Here is a 23,020-nt window from a genome sequence, read left to right as displayed (position 1 = left end):
CGGCTCCATGCGTCCGGAGGCCGGCGACTCGCGCGAGGTCATCCGGGTGTGCTCCCACCCGTCATCGCGGTCGGTGGCAGGTTCCCCGGTGGTTGGCGACGCGGTGCCGGGGCACCCTTCGGCCATGGAGGACAGCCGGCCCACTCGCCCACCGACCCGCGCCTTCGTGCTGGGCGGCGGGGGTGCGCTCGGCGCGTACGAGGTCGGCATGCTCAAGGCCCTCTTCACCGCCGGCGTGCATCCGGACCTCGTCATCGGCACCTCCGTCGGCGCGATCAACGGGGCCGCCGTCGCGGCCGACCCTTCGCGGGCGTCGGTGGCCCGGCTCGCCGACCTGTGGACCGGCCTCGGACGCGCCGGCGTGTTCTCCGGGTCGCTGCTCGGGCAGCTGAGCACCGCCGTACGCAGCGGCACTCACCTGTACCACTCCACGCCGCTGCGCGAACTGCTCTCCACCCACCTCCCGGTGGCCCATGTCGAGGAACTGTCCCTGCCGTTCCAGTGTGTCGCCGCGAACATCGAACGGGCCGCCGAGCACTGGTTCACCGCCGGCCCGCTGGTGGATGCCGTACTCGCCTCGTGCGCGGTACCCGGGCTGCTGCCGCCCGTCCGGCTGGACGGTGAGCACTACGTCGACGGCGGCCTGGTCAACAGCATCCCCGTCGGCCGCGCAGTGGCCCTCGGCGCGAGCGAGGTCTACGTCCTGCAGGTCGGCCGCGTCGAGCGAGCCCTCTCCCCGCCGCGGGCTCCCTGGCAGGTGGCGCTGGTGGCATTCGAGATCGCCCGCAGGCACCGGTTCGCCCGCGACATGGCGGACCTGCCGCCCGGCGTCACGGTCCACGTACTGCCGTCGGGCTCCGGCCCGGAGGAGGGCACGGCCACCCTGAGGCAGTTGCGGTACCGCAGCTTCGGCCGCACCGCCGACCGCATCGAGCGCGCCTACGCGGCCTCCTCCCGGTACCTCGAAACCGCTCCCGACGCACCCGACGGAGCGCCATGAGCGCCGCCCGTGTGCCCCGGGCACGCCCGGTTCGACTGGCCGGCGCCGTGACGACGGGGCTGCGCCGCACGACCACCACCGCGCTCCTGCTGGCCCTCATACCCGTGGTGGCCGCGCTCCTCCTCGCCGCGGGCGTGCTGTGCGCTCCGGTCTCACTGGCCACGCGCGGCCCGTGGAGACCGGTGCGCATCACCGGCTTCGCCCTGCTGTACCTCCTGGTGGATCTGGCCGGACTGGTGGCCGCCGCCGGGATGTGGACGCGCCGGCTGCCGGACAGGCGGAACCGCGAGGAGCGGTGCGCCGCGGACGCCTTCGCCGTGCTGGAGAGGCTGCTGCGGCTACTTCGACGCGCGGGCGAGCGGATCTTCCGGCTCCGGGTGGAGGTGACGCCCCCACTGACGGACGCCCCCGGACACGGGGCGACGCCGGTTCTGGTCTTCGTGCGACACGCCGGGGCCGGCGACTCCTTCCTGCTGCTCCAGACGTTGCTCGGCCAGGCCGGACTGCGCCCCCACACCGTACTGAAGCGGACACTGCGCGCCGACCCAGCCCTCGACGTCCTGATCGGACGGGTCCCCCACTGCTTCCTTCCGCCCTTCGAGGGCCGGGCCGAGGAGGCGATCGGGGACCTGGCGGCCGGACTGGGCCCGGGCGACGCCCTCGTGATCTTCCCGGAGGGCGGCAACTTCACACCGCACCGCCGTCGGCGCGCGATCGCCTCGCTGCGTCGCCGCGGGTTGCGGCGCCGGGCGTCCCGCGCCGAACGGATGCACCACGTCCTGCCGCCACGGGACGCCGGCGCCCTCGCCGCGATCGCCGCCGCGCCCACGGCCGACGTGGTCTTCGTCGCCCACACCGGCCTCGACGTCGTCCACTCGGCGCGCACCGTCTGGACCGGACTGCCGCTGCGTGACGGTGTGCGGGCGCACTGGTGGCGCGTACCGGCGAGCCGCGTCCCACAGGGCGACGACGCCCGCAGCGAGTGGCTGCTCGCCCAGTGGGCCCGCGTCGACCACTGGATCGCCGACCACGCCACTCCGGACGCGACACACGCGTGAGACCCGACGGCATCCGCGTCGGCGTCCCTGCGGGAAGCGGCTCCACGCCGCGGCTCCCGCCCGTTCACGCGCCGGCACGGCGGGCTCGGCGGGCTCGGCGCCAGGAGCCGGCGGGGCCACGAGGGGCCTGCGCACCCCTGTGTCCCGGTTGTGTCCCGGTCCGCTGTCCGCCCGGCAGGCGGCGATCACGAGTGCTGCCCCGGTCCAGGAGACGGGTCGCTTCGCTTGTGCCGCCCGACGCGGACGCCACCGGCCCGACGGCGCGCCCGCCGCTGGGACACGCCCGCCGCCGTCACCGAGCAGGTCAGGAGCGGACCGGCGACCCAGTAGATAACGGCCAGCGGCCAGGCGGGCTCCTCACCGACCAGCATGGACGTCATCCTGACAGCCATACAGATGCCGAGCAGCACATAGCCGAGTCCCCAGGCGCGGACCACCCGCACGGGTCCCTGGATCGGCTGCGGGGGCCGGTCTGGCCGGAGCACAGCCAGCCCGCCCAGCCACGCACAGCCCAGCCCCACGGCCATCATGAACACTCCCCCGGCCGTCTCCAACGGATCGGTCTGGAAGTCGATCAACCCGCGCCTCGCCTTCTCACTTCACGCGGTCCCCAACGCCGAGGACCGCCGCCCTCGGTTCACCATGATGGCCGTCCGTCCCCGACCGTCTCGCCCACGGGGCACCACAAGCGGCTGGAGCAACTGCCCTCGGACCGTGGATCGTTCGGCTCCGACCCGTGATCGGTGGTAGCGCCCCGTGGCGGTCGCCGGAGCAGGACGCGGTGACGGAGGGGTTCGATGTGCGCTTCCCGGGGCGGGCGGTCCGCGTCCGTCCCCGTACACCTCTGCCTGCCGTGACAACTGCCCGCGAGCGCACCGCTGGTGCGGGTCCTCAGCGGAGTCGACACGACACCTGCAAGGTCGGGATACCGGGAACCGGCAGGGCGCATGGATCTCTTCCTCCGTACACGCGTCGGAACCAGGGTGCCGATGCGGCGCCGCCCCCGGTCCCGCATCGGCCATCGAGCTCGCGGAGCCCAGCTCGCGCTGCACCATCCGGGCGACTGATGCACGACATCTCGCTCTTTGCGCTATGAAATTCCTATTTACTCCTTTATCTAGATGCTGGAGCTGCCCTCACCGAAGACGGGCGTCCCGAAGCCGAGGAGAGTGGAAACGATGACGACATCACCTCGATGGCGATCTGTTGTGGCGTCAGCAGCCGTGGCCGGTGCGCTCTTCGCCGCACCGCTGGCCGGCGCGACGACCGCCTACGCCGACAGCCACCCCACCGCCCTGCAGCAGACACGCACACTCGACCGCGAGCACGGTTCCGACGAGCAGGGTTCCGACGAGCACGGTTCCGACGAGCACGGCTGCAAGGAGCGCGGCCGCGAGGAGCACGGCTGCGAGGAGCACGGCCGCGAGGAGCACGGCTGCGAGGAGCACAACTGCGACAACGACGAAAAGCGCCCGCACAAGCCGGAACTCGCCCGTACCGGCGCGGACCACACGAAGGAAGTGACCCTGGGCGGTGCGGCCGGCGCTCTGATCGCAGCAGGCGTCGGCACCATGCTGATCGCGCGCCGCCGCAGCAACCCGTAACACCTTTCCCAGCACATCCGTCGCCCCTGGAGCGTCCCGGTCGCACACCGAGCGCCCGGCGGACCCGGCGGCGCGTCCTATCAGTCGCCCACCATCCACCAGGGCGGCTCCCGGCGGCCGCGGGACAGGCCGTAGGCCGTCCGCCGCCGTCTCCACACCATGGACGAACTGCCGGCCCTCGCGGGCCGGCAGTTCGTCCATGGTCGGACCATGTTCTCCCGCGGCCGGCGGCCGGCCGCCTCGCAGAGGGCGACCCCCCGGCCGCCACCCGCGCCCTGGCCGTGACCGGACCCGAAGACAGCGTGACCGGCACCGCATCGAGGCAGGGCCGCCCCGCCCCGGCCGCTCGCCGACGTCGAGCAGCAGCTCGGCCCGCCGTTCGATTCCGTCCACTCGGCCTGATCCTGCGCGGCGCGCCGGACCGCCTTCTTCACGGCCCGCTCCAGCTCGTACCGGTTCTCCCCGGGTACCCCACCGCGGCGGAACCGGGTGCCACGCTCCAGGTGCGCTGGTCACCTTCGACGCTCTTGGCACTGACCCGCGAGCTCGTCAGGACGATGCGCGATGCCATTCCGCGACCGCGTGCTCGCCGACCGGGGTTGCCCGGGGAGACCGGCCCGGGCGAGCCGAAAACAGCCGCCGCCCTGTGCGACCAGCGCGCCCGAGTGGCCGACCGGAAGTCCATCGGCAGCGGGGTCGGCCGGGACCGGCGGGCGCCGGGTGAGAAGACGATCACTCTCCGGGAAGGATGCGCCGGACGGAAGGGCGCCCAGACACCGAAGACTGACGGGCCGACCCCGCCACAGATCATGTTGATGCATCTTGATAGTTGTTGCAAGTCATTCGCAATAAAGGCATAGGCTGTCCCCGGACGATCACCAACCCGGAAAGGGGACGTGCCTGATGGGCACCTACGCGCTTCCCGACCTGCCCTACGACTACGCCGCGCTGGAGCCGGCCATCACCGGGCAGATCCTGGAACTGCACCACGCCAAGCACCACGCCGCCTACGTCAAGGGCGCCAACGACACCCTGGAGCAGATCGCCGAGATCCGCGACAAGGACCAGATCACGCCCACCTCGCTGGTCGGGCTGGAGAAGACCTTCGCCTTCAACCTCTCCGGCCACGTCCTGCACTCGATCTTCTGGCAGAACCTCTCCCCGGACGGCGGCGACCGCCCCGACGGCGCCCTGGCCGACGCCATCGACGAGCACCTCGGCGGCTTCGAGCAGTTCAAGAAGCAGCTCACCGTCGCCACCAGCGGCGTCCAGGGATCCGGCTGGGGCGTACTCGCCTGGGAGCCCCTCGGCAAGCGCCTGATCGTGGAGCAGGTCTACGACCACCACGGCAATGTCGGCCAGGGCAGCACCCCGCTGCTGGTCTTCGACGCCTGGGAGCACGCCTACTACCTGCAGTACAAGAACGTCCGCCCCGACTACGTCACCAAGCTGTGGGACCTGGTCAACTGGGAGGACGTGGCCGCCCGGTTCACCAAGGCGGCCAACGGCTGACCAGCGGCACCGACGAATCACCACCGGGCCGGGAAGCGCCGGCGCTTCCCGGCCCGCCCCGCGTCGCCGGTGACCGGTGACCGGCCGGCACACCCGTCCACCTTCGGCGACGGCGGTCGCGGCGGGGGGCAGCCCGCCGCGGCCGGAGCCAGGGTGGGGCCGTGGTCAAGCGGACCCATGGCGGGCATGCTCTCGCACCTCTCTCCTACCTGTGCGGGCCGCTGCCGTTCCTCCAGGCCGTCCGCAGCCGGCTCATCGGCCACGGGGTCACCCCGTACGACATCCAGTACGAGGTCTTCGGCCCCGATCTGTGGCAGGCCGACACGGACTGGTCGTGGACGGTGCAGACGGCGTGGGTGCTCCTGCCGCGGCGCCGGGACGGCGCGTGTTCGTCAGGGTGCCTTCGCATGTGAATCGTCCGCCCGTCCGTCGTGCGCCGCGCCGGCGGACCCGGTGTGCGCGAGTGCGGCGAGGAGCCGCAGCTTCTCGTCGCTGTCGCTGTCCTTGTCCGGGTAGTAGACGACGAGGATGACGTCGTCGATGGGGAGTTTGTCGCGGTGGAGGCGTAGTTCACCGACGACCGGGTGGTGGACCGTGGTGGTGCCTCCGGCGAGACCGCGGACGTCGTGGCGGGCCCACAGGGTGCGGAATCGCCGGCTGGACAGTGCGAGTTCTCCGACGAGTTCGACGAACCGGGGGTTGTCGGTGTCGTCCCCGACAGTGGTGCGCAGGGCGGCGACGAAGTCGGCGGTGGCTTTGGCCCAGTCCTGGTGGAAGGCCTGTTCCTCGGGATCGAGGAGGAGGGAACGAAGCCGGTTCTGACCGGGCCGCAGGCGGGGGGAGAGCGCGACGGCCATGGGATTGGAGGCCAGGACGTCGAACGCGCGCCCTTCGACGAACGCGGGGATCTGGAGGTGGGCGAGCAGCTCGTGCACCCGCGCCGGTACGTGCTCGGGCCGTTTGCGGCGTGGCGCCCTGGGGCGTGTTGCGGCGAGGCCGTGCAGATATGTCCGCTCGATGTCGTCGAGCAGCAGGACGCGTGCGAGTGATTCGAGGACCTGGGGCGAGGGGTTCTTGTCGCGGCCCCGTTCCAGGCGCAGGTAGTAGTCGGGGCTGATCCCGGCGAGCAGGGCGACCTCCTCACGGCGCAGGCCGGGCACGCGGCGGTTGCCCCCGGGCGGGAGCCCCGCCTGCGCCGGGGTGACCAGCTCGCGCCGGGCACGAAGGTAGCTGCCGAGCCGGTTGCCGGATTCCTCGTCCTTCATACCGACACCGTAGTGCGATGCGTGTGTCTCGGAGGGGGCCCTGACAGGACCAGGTAGGACGGGGGTCCTGCCACACCTGTCGGATTGCGTCAAGACTGCGGTCGCACCGTTTCGAAAAGGACAGAGGTCATCGCTGTCCGCGCCGCGGGCCCGAACGCCACCGGCGCCCTGGACTGAAGAAGGGAAGATCCCATGGATCTCTCCAACCGCACCGTTCTCGTCGTGGGCGGAACCTCGGGTATCGGGCGGGAGCTGGCCCGCAGGTTCGCCGCGGCGGGCAGCACCGTGGCCGTCGGCGGCCGCAGCCAGGAGGCGCTGTCGGAACTCGCCGAAGAGGGTTTCGGCACGTTCGGCATCGACGTCACCGACAGCTCCTCCATCACGTCCGCCCGTGACGCCGCACTCGACCGGTACCCCGAGCTGGACACCGTGGTGATCATGTCGGGCGTCATGCTCCTGGAAGACCTGCGCGACCCCGCGCACTTCGAGGCGGCGCAGAGGACGATCGACACCAATCTGATGGGCACCATCCGGGTCATCGACGCCTTCACCCCCCACCTGGTCCGGCGGGGCGCCGGCACCTTCGTCACCGTCACCTCCGGCATCGCCTTCCTGCCGTTTCCGCCCATGCCAAGCTACGCCGCCTCGAAGGCCGCGGTGCACGCCTACTCCGAGGCACTGCGCGCGCAGCTCGACGGCACGGGCGTCGGCGTCGTCGAGCTCGTCCCCCCGGCCGTCGCCACAGCGGGCCAGGAAAAGGTGAACCCGCACGCGCTGCCGCTGGACGACTTCGCCACCGAGGTCATGCGCCTGCTCTCGCAGGAGCCCACCCCGCGCGAGATCCTGGTCAAGGGCGTCCTCATGCACCGCTGGGCCGAACGCGACGGCACCTACGACGGCCTCGTCGCACAGCGCTCCCAGGCCCTGGCCGTGCTCCGCGGCCACCGAGGCTGACTCCCCCGGCCGCGGCAGCCACCTCCTGCGTCACCCCGGGCCGCCGCCGAGCAGCCGGGCGTCCTGCACTCTCGAAGCTCCCCCCATTCGGTAGCGGTACGTAATGGCGGCTCGGCTGGTTCCCGCCACACTTCGGCGACGCTCCGCCCGGGTCCGTATCGGGAGGGACCGGGATGACGGACGGCTTCCCACACCGCGGACCGAGCCGGCGGGGCGGGAAGGGGGCGCTGCGGGGGGACCCAGGGAACAGTGCCTCGGCCAGCCGCTGGCGCGCGTCGAACCGCCGGTCGTCCACGGCACCCTGTACCGCCGGGTTCCCACCCTCGCCCTGGCCACCGGCATCGACCGGCTGGAGTTCAAGCACGACAGGCGCTGCGCCCGTGCGCGGAGGAGGGCCGCCGTACCATGGCCGCCACACCGGAGCGCAGCATCCGCACCCAGGCCTGCTCCAGTTCCACGCTCCAGTGCGCGCCGGCGCGGATCCGCAACGCCTCGCACAGTGCCGCCTCGAACGCCGCGTACTGCGCCGGGAGCAGACCGAGTCTGCGGTGTTCGCGGTCCCGACGATTTCGCCGGGCCGGTCCAGGTGCTCGATCAGATACCACAACGCCCTTGCATCGAGGCATCGGTGAACTCCTAGGGAAGTGACTGAAGGACAGTGGGCGACCGCACCCGAGCAACGGGCACTCCACCCGCAGAAACGCGGGCCAGTATGACACTTGGGACATATACCCCAACGTCCCGGCTGAGCAGGGACGTTGGGCCCTGGACAGGAGCCGGTCGGCTCGTTGTTCACCCGTTGATCGCCGCCCCCGCCCTGCCGGAAGGGGGGCGGCGACAGGGGCCCACCGTGCCCGCCGAGCCCGGGCGCCGGCGCGGTGACATGCCCGGGACCTCGTCGATCGGGAGTTTCCCGCCCGGTGCCCCGGTGTCGTGGCCTATCCCGCGGCGGGTAGCGCTTGCGGCGTGGCGAGGCGTCCGGTGCGGGCGAGGGCGGCGACCGCCGCGGCGCAGGCTGTGCCGGTCGCGGTCAGGAAAACCCAGGTCAGCCAGGTCGCGTCATGGTGTCCCGCGTAGTCCCAGAGCGCGCCGGTGCCCAGATTGCCCAGGGTGATGCCCAGCCCGGAGACGGTGTTGTAGAAGCCGTAGTGGGTGGCGACGAGACGGTTGCCGGACAGGGCGACGACGGTGCCCATCTCGAAGGGGTAGACGATGGCGGATCCGGCCGCGAGCAGGGCCACCGCCAGGATCAGGGAGACGAGTACGGCGGTTCGCGAGTCGCGGGGGCTGAGGGCGAGGGGGACGAACGCGAGTCCCATCGTCGCCAGCCCGCGTACCAGGGCTTCGCCGGGCCGCCACCGGTTCTTGGCCCAGTCGGTGAGGCGGAGCTGGCCCACCACGGCGACCGCGGCGGAGATGACGAACAGTCCGCTGGTGACGGCGGTGGCGCGGGTGCCGAGGGCGTCCGTCGCCGCGAGCGGGAGGGCGAGGTAGACCTGGAAACCCAGCACGTAGGAGCCGATCATGGCAGCGGAGAAGAGGAGGAAGGGCCGGTTGGCGACGACGCTGCGCCACTGGGTCAGGACGCCGTCCTGCCGGGTGGTCCCGGCGGGTGGGCGGTGAGCGGGCAGTGCGCGCCACTGCAGCACGGTGAGAGCGGCGAAGACTGCGGCGGCGACGGTGCACACGAGCCGGAAGTCGGCGGCCAGCAGGGCGAGTCCGACGAGCGGGCCGAGCAGCATGCCGGCCTGGTAGTAGACGTTGAAGGTGGCGAAGGCGTCCACCCGCCGCTCGCCGGCCTCGGCGGCGAGGTGGGCGCGGACGGCCGGGTTGAACAGGGCGCCGGCGAAGCCGGTCGCGGCGGAGGCCGCGATGAGGGTGGGGAGGTTGTCGACCCAGCCCAGCAGGGCGAAGCCGAGGGTGCGCAGGAGGCAGCCGGCCATGATGGGGATCTTGTGGCCGAGACGGTCGGCGAGGGTGCCGCCGATGAGGAACATGCCCTGCTGGGAGAAGTTGCGTACGCCCAGGACGAGGCCGACGGCCCAGGCGGCCAGGCCGAGCCCGCCCGAGAGGTGGGCGGCCAGGTAGGGCATGAGCATGTAGAAGGCGAGGTTGATGGCGAACTGGTTGGCCATCATCAGCCGTGCGCCCGGCGGGAAGGAGCGGGTCTGCGCCCACAGCTTCTTCATCGGCTGGCTCCCGCGAGGTCGTGGCCTTCGGACCGGGCGAGGGGATCGGTGACGCGGGTGCAGCGGGTCCAGCGGGTGACGGTGCGTTCCCGGCTGTCGGTGATCTCGTCGGGGTCCTCGGCGGGCAGGTGGCCGAGGAGGCCGTTGCCGCGGCAGTAGGCGTCGTCGAAGACGGTGCCGACGTAGCGCTGCGGCCCGTCCGGGAAGACGGTGACGATCCGGTTCTCCGCCGGGAGGGTGCGGGCCAGCCAGCGGGCGACCAGGGCGACGGCGCCTACGCTCCAGCCGCCGGTGGCGTAGTGGTGGCGGGCCAGCTTGCGGGCGGCCCACACCGCTTCGGGGGCGGCGACCCAGTGGACCTCGTCGAAGAGGCCGTAGGCGACGTTGCCGGGGTGGATGCTGGAGCCCAGGCCCCGCATGAGGCGGGCGGCGGCGGGCTGGCCGAAGATCGTCGAACCGGTGGCGTCGACTCCGACGACCCGCAGGTGGGGGAAGCGGTCACGCAGGACCGTGCCGACGCCGGCGGAGTGGCCACCGGTGCCGACGGAGACGACCAGGGTGTCGACGCGGCCGAGCTGGGTGATGAGTTCACGGGCGAGCGGGGCGTAGGCGGCGACGTTGTCGGGGTTGTTGTACTGGTCGGGGCACCAGGCGTCCGGATGGGCGGCGAGGAGTTCCCCGACCCGCTGCCGGCGGGCCTCCTGCCAGCCGCCCACCGGGTGCGGCCTGCTGACGAGGTCGATCTCGGCGCCGTAGGCGGTGAGCAGACCGGTCATCAGCGGTTCCATGCCGGGGTCGGTGACGATGGTGACCGGGTGCCCGTACTCCGCACCGGCCAGGGCCAGGCCGAGGCCGAGGGTGCCGGAGGTCGACTCGATGATGCGGGCGCCGGGCAGGAGCCGGCCGCGGTCGCGGGCCGCGCGGACCATGTGCAGGGCGGTGCGGTCCTTGATCCCGCCGGGGTTGTGGCCTTCTAGTTTGGCCCAGAAACCCCGTCCGGCGGCGGTGAAGGGTGCGCCGATCCACAGCAGCGGGGTGTCGCCGACGAGGCCGGCCGGGGTGTGCGGGGTGTGTTCGGCGTCGGCCGGCTGGGCCGGAGGCGTCGACGGCGCGATGCCGGTGGGGTGGTTCATGGCGTGCCTTTCCCTCGGCCGGTGCCTGTCGACGGCTGCCGGCCGGTGTGCGCGGAAGTGGACGTGATCGGTCGCCGTGCGGCCCGCCTCGCGGGTGCCCGGGCGAGGTTCCGATCAGGTCCGCCACACGCCGAGACCGGCCCGGGCCCGTTCGCCGGACGGCGCCGTGGACCGCGGCCCGCCCGGTCGAAGCGCCGCCGGGGCGAGGGTGGAGGAGCCACCGGCCGGGTCGGTCGGCAGAGCGGTGAGCAGTCCGGCTCCGGTCGGTTCCCCTTCGCGCGGTGTCCGCACCGCCGGCTGGTCCAGCCCCCGGCAGTGGCACCACTCGTCGGGCACCGGCGCGTCGTGCCCGGTGGCGGCCGTCCGCGGCGGCTCCGGGAGGAACTGAGCGCAGGAGGCCGCCCGGGCGCTGGACAGCGCGTCCGCTCGCGGAGCGTGGACCGGCGTCGGCCCGTGGGCGCATCCGAGGAGGTGCACGAGCGCGGCCAGCAGCACGACGACCACCGCTCCGGTCCATCCCACGGAGCGGTCGCCGCGCACAAGTGCCCCAGCCCGCATGACGACGAAGCGTAATCAGTCGAGCGCGTAAAGTTCTCGTCAGCGGCGTCGGGAGTCGCGGCCGGGTGGGCGGGCCCTGGATGCCCGGATCGCAGCCCCGCCAAGCTCTCCGGGGCCGGCACGACCGGGCGCGGGCCGGTGCCTTCCGTCACGACGATCACCGCATCGGGTGAGCCACGAACCCCGTCGCCGCCGCACCGGGCCCGGACCGGCGGGGGCGCCGACCAGGCCGGCCCGCGGAGCCGGGAGCGGATGCGCGGGCCGGCGGGCGAGCGGCCCCTGCTGAAGGCGATTCGGTTGCGTCGTAGGCGGTCAGCGCGCGCATGACCGGCCGGCCGCGCCTGAAGCCGCCTCCCCTCATCACGCCCCGTGGAATCGGTCGCCTAGGCTGACGCGGTGACTGATGAGCAGGAGCGGGTGCAGCCGTCGGGAGTGTGGGCCACGGCGGTGGGGGTGGCCAGAGTGCGGGCGCTGGAGACCGAGCGGGAGAACGCGCTGTTCCGCGACCCACTGGCACAGGCCTTCGCCGCCGCCGGCGGCCTGTGGCCCTCCTCGCCGCCGCCCGATGACGAGGCCGCGCGCCGCCGCCGGCTGGCCGTGTCGTTCTCCATCGTCGTCAGGACGAAGTTCCTCGACGACCTGTTGCGGCAGGCTTCCGCGTCCGGGGTCCGGCAGATCGTGCTGCTCGGCGCCGGCATGGACAGCCGGGCCTTCCGGATGGACTGGCCCGAGGGCACCCGGCTGTTCGAGGTCGACACCGCCGCGCCATTGGACTTCAAGGCTTCGGTGCTTCGTCAGGAGCGGGCCGTCGCACGCTGCGAGCGGATCACCGTCGCGGTGGATCTGCGTGAGGACTGGCCAGGCGCGCTGGCCGCCGCGGGGCACGACCCGGCGGTGCCGACCGTGTGGATCGCCGAAGGACTGCTGATCTATCTGCCCGAGGACGCGGTGGAGCTGCTGCTGGCCCGGATCGGCGCGCGGTCGGCGCCAGGCAGTCGGCTGGGGCTGACGTTGGGCTCGCGCGGCGTGATCGAGCGCTTCGGCGCGGACGCCGTGCCGGGATCGGCGGCGGCCATGTGGGTCTCGGAGATGCCCGACGACCCGGTGGGCTGGCTGGCCGGGCACGGCTGGGAGGCCGACAGCCACACCCTGCGCGAGCGCGCTGCCGCCTACGGCCGCCCGATCGGCACCCCGCCGCAGCACGAGGAGCGGCCCGGCGGACTGATCTCGGCGGTCCGCCGGTGAAGCGCCTCCCGGTTTCCCGGATGATCGATTCCAAGGGGGCCTGACGCAGGGGTGTCCGACTACGGCCACGCAACGGGCGGACAGCATCGCCATGTCCGCCTGCGCCGCGGACGGAGTACCGTTCGACGGCATCGTGGTCCAGAACAGCCCGGATCGGTGGACGACATGCTGGGGATCGAAGAGCTGGAGGCCGTGCTTCCGTCGATGACACGGTGGCGTGTGCCCGGGGGGCGCAGAGTGGACTGGGCCGCCCTGGAGGCGTGCCTCGGGACGGCTTTGCCTTCCGACTTCCGTTCCCTGGCGGAGGCGTATCCGGTGTTTGTCATCGACGATTTCCTCATGGTGTCCCTTCCGACGCACGGCGCCGAGGCATCATGGGCGTCCGAGTCCAGGGACGATGAGATCCTCCAGGATCTTTACGAGATGGGCGACACCGAGGACTACGTGCCCTACCCACGACCGGGCGGCCTGATCTCCTGGGCGTCGTCCAACTCGGGGGACGCCCTCTACTGGAGGACGAGCCCTGCGGACCCGGACGCATGGCCGGTGGTCGTCCGCACGGACAACGCCGAGTGGTTCGAGTTCCCGGTCGGTGCCGTCGAGTTCCTGGCCGGAGTGTACGGGCGCACCATCGACGTGCCGGGCATGCCCACGAGCTTCCCCGGCGGCTTCCCGCGGGTGCTGGCCCTGAGCGACCGCGTCGACTGATCGGCGACCGATCCGCAGGCGCAGGTGAGCGGCTCTCGCCCCCAGGGTTCCGGGGGGCGACGGTCATGGCTTCGAAGCGGGTGGGCAGGGTCTCGTCCTGTCCGGACCGCGGGAGGTTCCGACCTTCTCGTCACGCGCGGACCTGCGCCGGTTGGAACCGCCGGCTCTCCGGGCGCGGCGTCAGGAGACCGGCGATGGATGCCGAGTGACAGGCGGGACCGGCTGATCCTCGACGGTCCGCTCCGCCTGACTCACCCTGGGCCGGACGGCGTCGAGGGACAGGCCGAGGGTGTCGGCGATCGCCGCGACGGTCGGGAAGGCGGGGCAGCCACACGGTCGGATTCGATCTTCCGCGGAGTTTCCGGCGAGGTGTGCGAGGCGAGCGCCACGTCCGGCATCGAGCGGCGGTCCCGGGCTCGACGGAGCGTGGCGCCGGCCGCGTTCCACCTCGGCGGGGGTGAGCGGCAACCCGACCATGACCCCATTCTAATACCGGTAAAGTTAGGCGGGATAGTTATTGGACCAAAGGGGACCACCATGATCGAGATCCTCAACTCCGCGCGCCTGGAACGGGCGAGGGACACCGGCGCCCTGGTCGGGGACATCCTGCACTCGCTGAGGCAGCGCAGCACGGTCGGGACGAACCTGCTGGACATCGACCAGTGGACCAAGGAGATGATCAGCGAGGCGGGAGCGCAGTCCTGCTACGTCGACTACGCGCCCTCCTTCGGGCGCGGCCCGTTCGGGCACTACATCTGCACGGCCGTCAACGACGGAGTGCTCCATGGGCGGCCGTACGACTACACGCTGGCAGACGGGGATCTGCTGACCCTCGACCTCGCCGTGGCCAGGGGCGGGGTGGCCGCGGACGCCGCGATCAGCTTCCTGGTGGGCAGGGCCAGGCCGGCGGAGAGCGTAGCGATGATCGAGACGACCGAACGCGCACTCGCCGCCGGCATCGCCGCCGCCAAGCCCGGGGCGCGCATCGGCGACCTCTCCCACGCCATCGGCACGGTCCTCGGCAGTGCGGGCTACCCGATCAACACCGACTTCGGAGGCCACGGCATCGGCTCGACCATGCACCAGGACCCACACGTCGCGAACACCGGGCGGCCCGGCCGCGGATACAAGCTGCGCCCCGGACTGCTGCTCGCCCTGGAGCCCTGGGTGATGGCCGACACCGCCACACTCGTCACCGACGCCGACGGTTGGACGCTGCGCAGCGCGACGGGCTGCCGGACCGCGCACAGCGAGCACACCATCGCCATCACCGACGACGGAGCCGAGATCCTCACCCTGCCCACGCGGGCACGACCGTGAGGGAGCCCCCACCGCTGCCGCGTCGGCGGACCCGGCTGCCAGGCGCGGCCGGGCCTCGACCCACCCCGGCCGCCTTGCACAGGGGGTCGCCATGTCCGAGCCGATCGCCGCTCGCACACCGGACAGCCACCCGCACGGTGACGAGGAAGAGGGGGAACCGAGGAGGAGAGAAGGGCAGGGAAGGTGAGGGGAGACAGAAGGAACAGGCCGCCCGTCCGGGAAGGAGGGGCGGCCTGCAAGCGTGCCGGGGGCGCTACTTCGGGCAGGCGTCCTGGGTACCTTGCTAGGACGTCGGTGGTGACACCGTCCTGGACCGACCGGCAGCCGCCGGCGTGGTCGGACGGCACGCGGATGAGGCCGTTGGACGCGGACGAGTACGTCACGTACAGGTCACTCTCGGGGCGCTGTACCGCCTCGCGGACGTTGCCCTTGACGTAGCCCCACTTCTCCGGGACCGTCGACGCCGCCCAGCGATCTTCCTTGTGGGCGTTGAAGCCGTCGATCCCGTAGCCGTCGCCTTCGCTGTCGATGCTGTCGAAGCTGGCCAGGACCAGCTTGCCGCGGACCTGCCCGAGCGTGAGGGCGCGCGCCTTGCCGTTGCCCGCCACGGAAGGGGCGTAGAAGAGGTCGGGATACTTCGCCACGTAGGCGTCGAAGATCGATCGGGCCCTGGCCGGGGTCACCGAAGCCGGGTCGTTGGCGCAGTCCAAGGCGCCGACGTGCCCGCGCTGTCGCCGTAGTCCTCCTGCGTCTGCGCGGAGATCCCGACGTGGACGGCGAGCGTGTCATGGGTGCCGGGCAGGGACATGGCCGACAGCGGGGTGTCGCTCGCGATGCCCCACATCCACTCGGCCCGGTCCGCCTGCCCGAGGTTGCGGTAGGCGTCCTCGTTGGTCGACCCGGCCGCCCCGGCGGCGGTGGGCGTCAGCAGTGCCGCGCCCAGCGCGACACAGACCGTCATCAGACGTGCCAGTGGGCGGGACCGTCGGCGCGGTCCGGCGCCGGCGGCGTGAGGGGTGATGCGGGGCATGGGACTCCTGTCCGAGTGCGGGACGGTACGCGGCCCAGCCTGAGCCCCGCCGCTGTCGTGCCGCTGACGCCCCGCCCCGCACAGCGCAAACAGCCGGTCGGTCCAGGACCGGACCCGGATGACCGGCCGCCCCGGCAAGCGCCCGGGAGCGCGCGCCGGACGCCGCTCCTCGGGCGGACGCTGCCCTTCGCGGCACTTGCGGGCCGTCCGGCGGAAGGCGACACGCTCCTCCCACTCACATCCGAAGGCATGTTCCGGGTGCGGGGGGCCGTAGTAGCACGGCCCAGGTCGGCACGGCGCGTGGGATGCGGGAGGCGAACACCGCAGGGTCGCCGCCGGGGCCGGGAGACTTCACGGGTTGGCCCACATGGCGACCCGTACCGTGTCGAAGCGCTGTGCCGCGAGATCCTGCTCCCTGAGCGCCCAGAACATGGTGACGGACTCCAGGCCCGTCATCCGTGGGTGCCATTCGGCCAGGAGCAGCCAGTCCTCGTAGCGCGGCTCCTCGGCGGCTTCGGGGCGTCCGGCGTACACCGCCTCCGCTCCGGGGCCCTGCGCGCACGTCCTGACGGGGTCTCCCCATCCTTCGGAGTCCGACGCGTATCCGCCGATCTGAAGGTGTGACCACCGGTAGTGGTGGGTGCCGGAGCGGACGAACCGCCACACCTCGCGCAGTGCGTCGGCGTGCGGATGCGCGGCACCAATCGGGTCGTCCTCGAACTCGTGGTCCGGAAGCGACAGGTCGTACTTCATCCGCAGTTCGCCGCGGAGTTCGCCGTCGAAGTCCACATCGGCCAGGAAGTCGCCGGGCGGATAGTCGTAAGGCACGTCACGTTCCACGACTTCCGTTCCAGCCGGGACGTGGATGACGCTGCCGCCCGAACAGGTGGGGTCCGTGGACACGTCCAGATCGGGCCAGGCGAAGAACAGCAGGCTCCCGTCGGACGGAAGCCGCAGGTTCGTCGCGTCCTCGGCAATCGCCGCGAGGTCGAGGGTGGCGATCAGGTGCTCCGGTGCGAGGTCGTCGTCCTCGTCCTCCGCGGCCTGCCCGCCGGGTGCCCCGGGCAGGGGGACACCGCGCGGGAGCATCACCGGGGTGCCGAGGCGGCCCACGACCGGCCCGTCGACCTCCGGCGACACCACGACGCACCGCCGGGCCAGTCCCAGCCACGCCTCCACGTCCTCGGGCGGGACACCGCGCGCCAGCGCCTCGTCCCGGAAGCGGATCACGTCCTGTCGCATATCGGGCGTCCAGGAGTCGGGAAGCGCACGCCAGTCCACCTGAGGAAGGCCGGGCACCGAGGACCTGCGGGCGGGTGCGCCGGGTTCGGCCGGAGGGCGCGGGTGGGTCTCCACGGCGACGGAGGTCCCCCGATAGCCGACGGCGGGACCATGCCCGTACCGCAGTACGCCGGAGAACCCCCGCCGGGCGGGGGACCGGTCGTCCTGCTTCACCAGCAACTGCACCCGGTTGAGCTGGATCTCGCCGGCCCCCTCGGCGTTGGCGGTGATGTGCAGCCGGTACCGCCGGTACGGCAAGGCGTGAGCCACAGTGAATTCGCGCACCAGGAAGCGCTCGTGGAATGTCTCGTCGGCCCGCTGGTCCAGCGTCGTCCAGTAGTCGCCGTCGTACGACCCCTGCAGCACCCAGTCCTTCGGGTCCCGAGCGCAGTGGTCGTCGGCGGACGTCAGGGTGTACCCGGTGACGGCGGCCGGCTCGGGCAGCGTGAACTCCAGCCAGGCCGCCCGGGCGAAGACCAGCCACTTGGCCGCGTCGTCGGTGAGCAGGTTCGTTCCGTACTCGCGGTTCTGCCAGTTCTCGCCACTGGAGTCCAGACGGAGGCCGGACACGGGGGTGCCGATCATTCTGGCATCGTCCGTGGTGAGCAGTTCCACCCGGGTGAGCTGTGTCTCGTCGGCCCGGCCCCGATTGACGTCGATGTCGAGGCGGTAGCGTGTGTACGCCGTGGAGTTGACGACGGCGTACTCGCGGCTTTCCAGCCGTCCGGGGAACTCCTGGTCCGAGCGCGTGTCCAGGACGTACCAGGTGGTGCCGTCCAGCGAACCGCGCAGCCGCCAGTTGCGGGGGTCGCGATCCCGGTAGTCGTTGCCCGAGGTGAGTCGGTAGGCGGTGACGGCGGCCGGTTCGGCGAGGACGAAGTCCAGGGTTGCGGCCGGTTCGAAGGCGAGCCACTTGCCCGGCCCCGGGTCGAGCAGACGACCGGCGACCTCGCCGGCCGCCCGGTGCTCGGCGCTGGCGACGACCTCCTTCACCGTCACCGGCACGCAGGAGCGGACGGCGGGCCGGTCGCGCAGGACGACCGAGGCGAACGTGCCCCGTGCGTCGCGCCAGGTGACCCGCTCGACGGGGCCGCGGCCATCGTCCAGCACCAGACGCAGCCGGCGCGCGCCCGGCCGGCCGTCGCCGCTGCTCTCCCCGGTGTCCGTCCCGGTGTCCGTCTCCGTGTCCTCCTCGGTGGCGAAGAGGTACGACCGGCAGTCCTCTTCGATCTCCGCGAGGTCCCACCAGCGCCCGCGCTCGACGCCGCGGTACTCCTCCGGCGCGCCGTCGGTTCCTCTGCGGTGGCCGAGGAAGCTCCGCATCCCGCTGTCGAACGCGACGACGGCCTCGGCCCCGTTCCCCGAGCGCCAGGCGAGCTCCAGCAGCTCGGACGGCTCGTCCCGGTCCAGGTGGACCGTCAGCCGGGTGGCGCTGGCCCAGCCGGCACCGGTGCGCACCTCGGTGTCGTAGACGACGACCGGGGTGCCGGAGCGGCCGGCCACGGTCTGATTGTGCATGCGGTTCTCCTGTGTCGAGGTCCACCGGACGGAACACCCGTGCCGTCCGTGGTGCGGAGCACTCTCGCACAGGGGTGCGACAGACTCGCCGCCGCAGCGGCTGGGCACCTGCCCCCGTCCCGGCGCCCGCGGACCCGCACCTGGTCATCCGTGCAGGGCCAGGAAGGGGCCCAGCACCAGCAGGGTGACGACAAGGGCGTTCTTGAGCCGGTGGGCGGGGAGCGCTCGGGCGATCTTCCAGCCCAGCAGCACTCCGGCCAGTTCCGGGATCCCGACCACTGCCGCGAGGGGCCAGTCGATGGTGCCGTGCGCGAGGTATGCCAGCGTGCCGACGCCCGCGATGACGATCGACTGGGCCTGGGCGGAGGCCAGGGATTCCAGCACGGGCACGCCGAGAGCGACCAGCAGTGGCACGGTGAGCATGGGACCCCCGATGCCCACCAGGCCGCCGGCGGCGGACACCGCGAGTCCGAGCCCGGCGACAACGGTCGCCGAGGGGTGGGAAGTCGGTGCGGCCGGGGGCCGGCGGTGCTCGCGGAACCACACCAGCACGGCGGCGGCGACCACGAACAACCCGAGCACGAAGCCGAAGGCACGCTGGGACACCGCGGTGTTGAGCAGGACGCCGACCGGGGTACCGAGTACGGCGGTGCCGGCCAGCAGCGACGCCGTACGGCGGGTCGCGGGCTCGCGGAGTTCACCGGAGCGGGTGTACGCGGCGGTGGCCAACGCGCCGGTGGCCACGTGCGTGACGATGGCGGTCCCGGCCACTTCGGCGGGCGACATACCCGCCAGGAGGAACAGTGCGACCGTGGGCAGCACACCGCCCGGGCCGAGCGCGGTGATCCCGATACCGCCGCAGAGACCGATGAGCCCCAACGCCACCAGCACGGACGCGGACAAGTCGGCCGTCATCGCGTCTCCCGGGCGCGGATGTGGAATGTCGCCGGGCGGCAGGAAGCCATGGTGATCTCCCGTCGGGAAGGGACCGCGGAGGCGCGCCCTCGCGGCAAGCGGTCGCACGGGGCCGGGCGTTCAGCCGGCGAGGAAGGGGCGTTCGCGGTGCAGGGTGGTGTGCAGGGCCATCCGGTCGGCCCGGATGCGCAGCGACTCCACGTCGACCGGCCGCCCGTCGGACAGCCGGGTGAGACGTTCGATGGCGAACACCGCCGCCCCGACGGGAATCTCCAGCAGCGCGGCGGTGTCGGGGTCTGCGGTGACCGCGTGCACCGTCACTTCGGCGCGGCCCAGCAGACAGCCCGTGGTCTCCTCGATCAGGGCGAACACGTCCCGTCCGGTCAGGTCGCCCCGGAGGACACCGCGGCCGACTTCCGCGGGAAGGTGACTGGTGTCCAGTGACAGGGGCCTTCCGTCCAGGCGGCGCAGGCGCTCCAGGTGCAGCACGGCTGTACCGGCGGGGAGCTCCAGGCGTTCGGTGATCGCCGGCGGCGGGTCGGTGACGACTTCGGCGACTCGGACCTCGTTGGTGACCGTTCCGTGTCCGTTCAGCGTCTCGGCCAAGCCTGCCAGACGGTCCAGCCCGTGTCCGTACTTGGACGTCGTCACCGTGGTGCCCACACCGCGTCGCCGGGTGATCAGTCCCTCGTCCCGCAGGAGGCCCAGCGCCTCCCGGACCGCGTTTCGCGAGGCGCCCAACTGCGTGCCCAGGAGGCGTTCGTCCGGCAGCACCCCGCAGGGGAACGCGCCCGCCGTGATCCGTTGCCGGAGCACATCCGCCAGTTGGCGCGCCCGCTCGGCGCGCGGTCTCGACGACACCCACTCCGCGGGGATCCGGCGGGTCGTCGGGCCGGGTGGCCGCAGCCGGCCACCCGATGCCCGTCCGACGCCCTCGTTCATGTCACCCATGACTGAGAAGCTACGCCCGGGGTGTTACGCCGGAGTTACGCCACCCGATCTGACCTGCGCACTCCTGTGGCCAGCCCGTTCGACCGACGAGCGGAGCGCTCCGCCGGCCGGCGGGCCCCCTGCCGGTCATGAGCGATTCCCGCGGGACGAGGACGCACGGTCGGCGATCACGTGTGACGGCCGGGTCGCGGCTGACCGACGGCCGGAGCGGGTCGCCCGGATCCGTTCCACGTCCTCGGTGAACCGAGCGTCACCGAGCTGTCCGCCGGTGGCCGTGACGCCCAGGACAGCCGGCCCGCACCGGCCCCCGGCCCGCACCGGCCCCCGGCTCGCCGGGACGGCGCACACCCTGCCTGCTGTCGCCGCCCTGGTACGCGAAGAACCCCGCTTCCGACGTGTGGGAAGCGGGGCCTGTGTGGAGCGCCGGGCAGGCCTTGCACCTGCATCTCCCCGCAGGAAGCGGGGCGTCTTTCCTTGGACCACCGACGCACGGACGACCGACCGGAGTTCCGGCCGCCGGTTCGCGATCGATCGTAGCGCATGTGTTCGCGCGGTCCCGCGCCGGCCGGGGCGCTGGGGCCACGGGCGGCGCCGAGGGTGAGGGCGGCCCCTGCCCAGGGCGCGGAGTGCGGGCCCACCCGGGAACTCGGCCGAGCTGGACGACGAGGTCGAGGAGGGCGGCGCGGCCGGTGGCGCCGTGCCGCTCCAGGTGGTGCGTGTGTCGGCGCCCGCATGGCTGGTGGTTCACGCTCCCGCATTCGACGAGGCGGCCCGGCCGACTCGCCCACCGGACTTGACCTGGTCGCCACGACCGGTTCGGGTGCGGGTCCCTACTTGGTCGTGTGCGTGGGGTAGACCTGCACGTCGGTGTAGGCGCCCTTGATGCCACCCGCGCCCGTGGGCCACTTCAGGGTCACGGTGTGGGTCTCGTTCGGGGGCGTCACCAGGATGCCGGTCGGGGACGCGAGGCTCTTGCCGCTGTTGTCGATGTCGTAGGCGAGGTTGAAGACGGCGGCCTCGCCGGGCTTGAGGATGGTGACACGCGGCTGGGCGGGGCCGCGCTCGATGGGGTTCGAGGTGTGGTCGGCGTCCTTGATGTCGACGCCCGCGAAGCCCGTCGCCGAGCAGGTGGTCGAACCCCGGTTGACCATGGTGATGTCGATCCTGCCGGAGGCCGCGTCGGGCGCGGCGTTGCCGGCGTCGATGGCCAGGTCCTTCGTCTTGCAGAACGTGACCTTGCCGCCGGTCTCCGCAGCGCCGTCGGCGGCGCCGCCGCCGGCCTTGGCGCCCTCGCCGGAGCCCGACTTCGTGCCGCCGGCCCCCGCGCCGCCGGTGCCCGAACCGCCCTGCGAGTTCGCGCTGCCGGCCTGCGCGCCACCGGAGCCCGAACCGCCCTCCGGCTTCGCGCCACCGTCCGAGGACGAAGAGGACGAGGACGAAGAGGACGAGGAGCCCTTGGCGGACGAGTCGTTCCCGGAGTCGCCGCTGCCGCAGGCGGTGAGCGAGAGGGTGGCGGCGACGCCGATGGCGGCCAGAGCGGTGATGCGGGTGTACTTCACGGTGGTCCCCCAGGGGTTACGCGGTGCGTGCGGTCGGGAATATTTGTATCTCGCACCGAGTCACAGGCGGTCCTCCGCGATGTCTTCGTTCCGTCACAGGCGTATCGGCCGTACGGTCCGCCCAGGCATCCCCGTACGGTCACCTGCCTGGCCCGGGTTCCGACAACGACTCGAGCCCTCCATGTACGGCGCGCGAGCGGGGCGGCCCCGCAGCGCGCCTGCGGATTCCGCGGAGGAACCGCTCCCGACCGCCCAGTCGAAGGCCCGTCGACCGCTGCCGGAGGAGCCGCGCGGCATCGGTGGGCGCGAGATCGGGATCCAGGCGGTGCCGGGACGGCAGGTCACGCCGGCGTTGCTCCGACGTCCGGACGCTCTCGACGAGCAGTTGTTCCCCGGCGCCGAAACAGTGGATCAGCATGCGGTGACCGATGCCGATCGCGGCGCCCGGGCCGCGCATGCTCAAGTGCGCGATGCCGTCTGCCTCGACGATGCCGACGGCCGCGTCCACCAGTCGGCGCGCCGCTCCCCGCGCGTGCCGGGCGCGGCCTCGCCATCGAGGCGCCGACGCCGCATTCGCCACGTCGCGCGTCTCCCGATCGGTACGACTCCTCTGTACCGTCTGCCGCATGAAGCCCGTCACCGTGTCGATCGATGTACCGCAGACGCCCGAGCAGGTCTACGACTTCCTCGATGCCATGGCTCGCCACGAGCGCTTCACCGACCACTACCTGACCGACTGGCGCTACAGCGGTCCCGGTCGCGGCGTGGGATCGTGCGCCACGGTCACAGCCGCGCTGGGGGGCACGAAGACCGAGGTCGCCATAGAGGTCGTCGAGGCCGACCCGCCGCGGCGCATCGTCGAACGGAACGTCAGCGCGGCCGGCCGGCGCCTGGCCCACGGCACCTACACCATCGAACCGCTGCCGGGCGGCGGGAGTCACGTGTCGTTCACGTACGCCTGGGCGCGCGCCCCGCTCGCCGACCGCCTGCCTGCGCCCGTCGTCCGGGCCACGATGCGGCGCGCCAACCGCACGGTCATGCGACGCCTGGCCCTGGAGCTGGCTCGACAGGCGTCCACTCCTGGATCCTGACATCGGCACAGGCAGGCTCCTCTGGCCGGTGCGGGGCTCGATCCCCCCGGCTCCCCGCCAGTACCCGGGCCCGGACTGCCCGAGCCGGCGCCTCGTCCGGTGGCGCCGCGGGGGGCCACAGCCCGTCGC

General features: G+C 72.5%; 20 protein-coding genes and 2 pseudogenes. 10 read left to right on the top strand and 12 right to left on the bottom strand.

Translation table 11 applies throughout. The features are described 5' to 3' along the window. The first annotated feature begins 124 nt into the window (after positions 1 to 124). Together ACF061_RS24355 and ACF061_RS24350 are read left to right on the top strand one after the other, a co-directional pair. Positions 125 to 1,000: a patatin-like phospholipase family protein gene (locus tag ACF061_RS24355; RefSeq protein ID WP_392269070.1), complete on the top strand. Its 876-nt coding sequence runs from the start codon at positions 125 to 127 to the stop codon at positions 998 to 1,000. Next, a complete protein-coding gene (locus tag ACF061_RS24350; protein WP_392269069.1) occupies positions 997 to 2,058 on the top strand; it encodes a hypothetical protein in 1,062 nt (353 codons plus the stop codon). Before ACF061_RS24355 ends, ACF061_RS24350 begins: the two co-directional genes overlap by 4 nt. Positions 2,059 to 2,243: 185 nt before the next feature. Here ACF061_RS24350 and ACF061_RS24345 read toward each other — a convergent pair whose 3' ends face one another. Beyond that, positions 2,244 to 2,636 (bottom strand): hypothetical protein, encoded by a 393-nt coding sequence (locus ACF061_RS24345; RefSeq protein WP_392269068.1) that lies wholly within the window; start codon positions 2,634 to 2,636, stop codon positions 2,244 to 2,246. A gap of 617 nt (positions 2,637 to 3,253) precedes the next feature. Here ACF061_RS24345 and ACF061_RS24340 point away from each other — a divergent pair. The 3 genes and pseudogenes from ACF061_RS24340 to ACF061_RS24330 form a co-directional block, all read left to right on the top strand. Then, positions 3,254 to 4,522, top strand: coding sequence for a pentapeptide repeat-containing protein (locus ACF061_RS24340; RefSeq protein ID WP_392269168.1), 1,269 nt, complete (start codon positions 3,254 to 3,256; stop codon positions 4,520 to 4,522). Between the two features lie 43 nt (positions 4,523 to 4,565). Further along, entirely contained in the window at positions 4,566 to 5,174 is a 609-nt protein-coding gene (locus ACF061_RS24335; protein ID WP_392269067.1) for a superoxide dismutase, read from the top strand. A 203-nt stretch (positions 5,175 to 5,377) separates the two neighbouring features. Further along, positions 5,378 to 5,500: pseudogene (locus tag ACF061_RS24330) on the top strand (hemin transporter); the annotation flags it as partial. 66 nt (positions 5,501 to 5,566) lie between these two features. Here ACF061_RS24330 and ACF061_RS24325 read toward each other — a convergent pair. Then, positions 5,567 to 6,439, bottom strand: coding sequence for a helix-turn-helix transcriptional regulator (locus tag ACF061_RS24325; protein ID WP_392269066.1), 873 nt, complete (start codon positions 6,437 to 6,439; stop codon positions 5,567 to 5,569). Between the two features lie 192 nt (positions 6,440 to 6,631). On the opposite strand from ACF061_RS24325, the gene ACF061_RS24320 reads away from it, so the two are divergent. Then, a complete protein-coding gene (locus ACF061_RS24320) occupies positions 6,632 to 7,393 on the top strand; it encodes an SDR family oxidoreductase (protein WP_392269065.1) in 762 nt (253 codons plus the stop codon). Between the two features lie 356 nt (positions 7,394 to 7,749). Here ACF061_RS24320 and ACF061_RS24315 read toward each other — a convergent pair whose 3' ends face one another. The 4 genes from ACF061_RS24315 to ACF061_RS24300 all read right to left on the bottom strand — a co-directional run bounded on the left by ACF061_RS24315 (position 7,750) and on the right by ACF061_RS24300 (position 11,273). Further along, a complete protein-coding gene (locus tag ACF061_RS24315; protein ID WP_392269064.1) occupies positions 7,750 to 8,019 on the bottom strand; it encodes a hypothetical protein in 270 nt (89 codons plus the stop codon). A 312-nt stretch (positions 8,020 to 8,331) separates the two neighbouring features. Beyond that, positions 8,332 to 9,582, bottom strand: coding sequence for an MFS transporter (locus ACF061_RS24310; protein ID WP_392269063.1), 1,251 nt, complete (start codon positions 9,580 to 9,582; stop codon positions 8,332 to 8,334). Further along, positions 9,579 to 10,715 carry a PLP-dependent cysteine synthase family protein gene (locus tag ACF061_RS24305; RefSeq protein WP_392269062.1) on the bottom strand — a complete coding sequence of 379 codons (1,137 nt, stop codon included), beginning with the start codon at positions 10,713 to 10,715 and terminating at the stop codon, positions 9,579 to 9,581. Before ACF061_RS24305 ends, ACF061_RS24310 begins: the two co-directional genes overlap by 4 nt. Before the next feature lie 114 nt (positions 10,716 to 10,829). Next, a complete protein-coding gene (locus ACF061_RS24300; protein WP_392269061.1) occupies positions 10,830 to 11,273 on the bottom strand; it encodes a hypothetical protein in 444 nt (147 codons plus the stop codon). A gap of 432 nt (positions 11,274 to 11,705) precedes the next feature. Between ACF061_RS24300 and ACF061_RS24295 the strand changes: the two genes are divergently transcribed. Further along, entirely contained in the window at positions 11,706 to 12,518 is an 813-nt protein-coding gene (locus ACF061_RS24295) for a class I SAM-dependent methyltransferase (RefSeq protein ID WP_392269167.1), read from the top strand. 339 nt (positions 12,519 to 12,857) lie between these two features. Next, positions 12,858 to 13,226 carry a hypothetical protein gene (locus ACF061_RS24290; protein ID WP_392269060.1) on the top strand — a complete coding sequence of 123 codons (369 nt, stop codon included), beginning with the start codon at positions 12,858 to 12,860 and terminating at the stop codon, positions 13,224 to 13,226. 180 nt (positions 13,227 to 13,406) lie between these two features. Here ACF061_RS24290 and ACF061_RS24285 read toward each other — a convergent pair. Then, positions 13,407 to 13,703: pseudogene (locus tag ACF061_RS24285) on the bottom strand (helix-turn-helix domain-containing protein). Positions 13,704 to 13,763: 60 nt separating this feature from the next. Between ACF061_RS24285 and map the strand changes: the two are divergent. Beyond that, a complete protein-coding gene (gene map, locus ACF061_RS24280) occupies positions 13,764 to 14,546 on the top strand; it encodes a type I methionyl aminopeptidase (RefSeq protein WP_392269059.1) in 783 nt (260 codons plus the stop codon). A gap of 679 nt (positions 14,547 to 15,225) precedes the next feature. Here map and ACF061_RS24275 read toward each other — a convergent pair. From ACF061_RS24275 to ACF061_RS24255, 5 genes are all read right to left on the bottom strand, one after another. After that, positions 15,226 to 15,576 (bottom strand): hypothetical protein, encoded by a 351-nt coding sequence (locus ACF061_RS24275; RefSeq protein ID WP_392269058.1) that lies wholly within the window; start codon positions 15,574 to 15,576, stop codon positions 15,226 to 15,228. A gap of 351 nt (positions 15,577 to 15,927) precedes the next feature. Further along, entirely contained in the window at positions 15,928 to 18,375 is a 2,448-nt protein-coding gene (locus ACF061_RS24270; protein WP_392269057.1) for a DUF1963 domain-containing protein, read from the bottom strand. Between the two features lie 144 nt (positions 18,376 to 18,519). Beyond that, positions 18,520 to 19,290, bottom strand: a complete 771-nt coding sequence (locus ACF061_RS24265) for a sulfite exporter TauE/SafE family protein (RefSeq protein ID WP_392269056.1) — start codon at positions 19,288 to 19,290, stop codon at positions 18,520 to 18,522. Positions 19,291 to 19,410: 120 nt separating this feature from the next. Further along, the gene (locus tag ACF061_RS24260) at positions 19,411 to 20,241 is read right to left on the bottom strand and encodes a GntR family transcriptional regulator (RefSeq protein ID WP_392269055.1); all 831 of its coding nucleotides are present in this window, start codon (positions 20,239 to 20,241) and stop codon (positions 19,411 to 19,413) included. An 830-nt stretch (positions 20,242 to 21,071) separates the two neighbouring features. Beyond that, entirely contained in the window at positions 21,072 to 21,800 is a 729-nt protein-coding gene (locus tag ACF061_RS24255) for a DUF4232 domain-containing protein (RefSeq protein WP_392269054.1), read from the bottom strand. A 626-nt stretch (positions 21,801 to 22,426) separates the two neighbouring features. Between ACF061_RS24255 and ACF061_RS24250 the strand changes: the two genes are divergently transcribed. Then, positions 22,427 to 22,891, top strand: coding sequence for an SRPBCC family protein (locus tag ACF061_RS24250; RefSeq protein WP_392269053.1), 465 nt, complete (start codon positions 22,427 to 22,429; stop codon positions 22,889 to 22,891). Positions 22,892 to 23,020 lie beyond the last annotated feature (129 nt).

The organism is Streptomyces sp. NPDC015220 (assembly GCF_043079345.1).
Classification (GTDB): Bacteria; Actinomycetota; Actinomycetes; order Streptomycetales; family Streptomycetaceae; genus Streptomyces.
The sequence above is the reverse complement of the archived record's forward strand: the minus strand, read 5'-3'. Positions and strand labels throughout refer to the sequence as shown.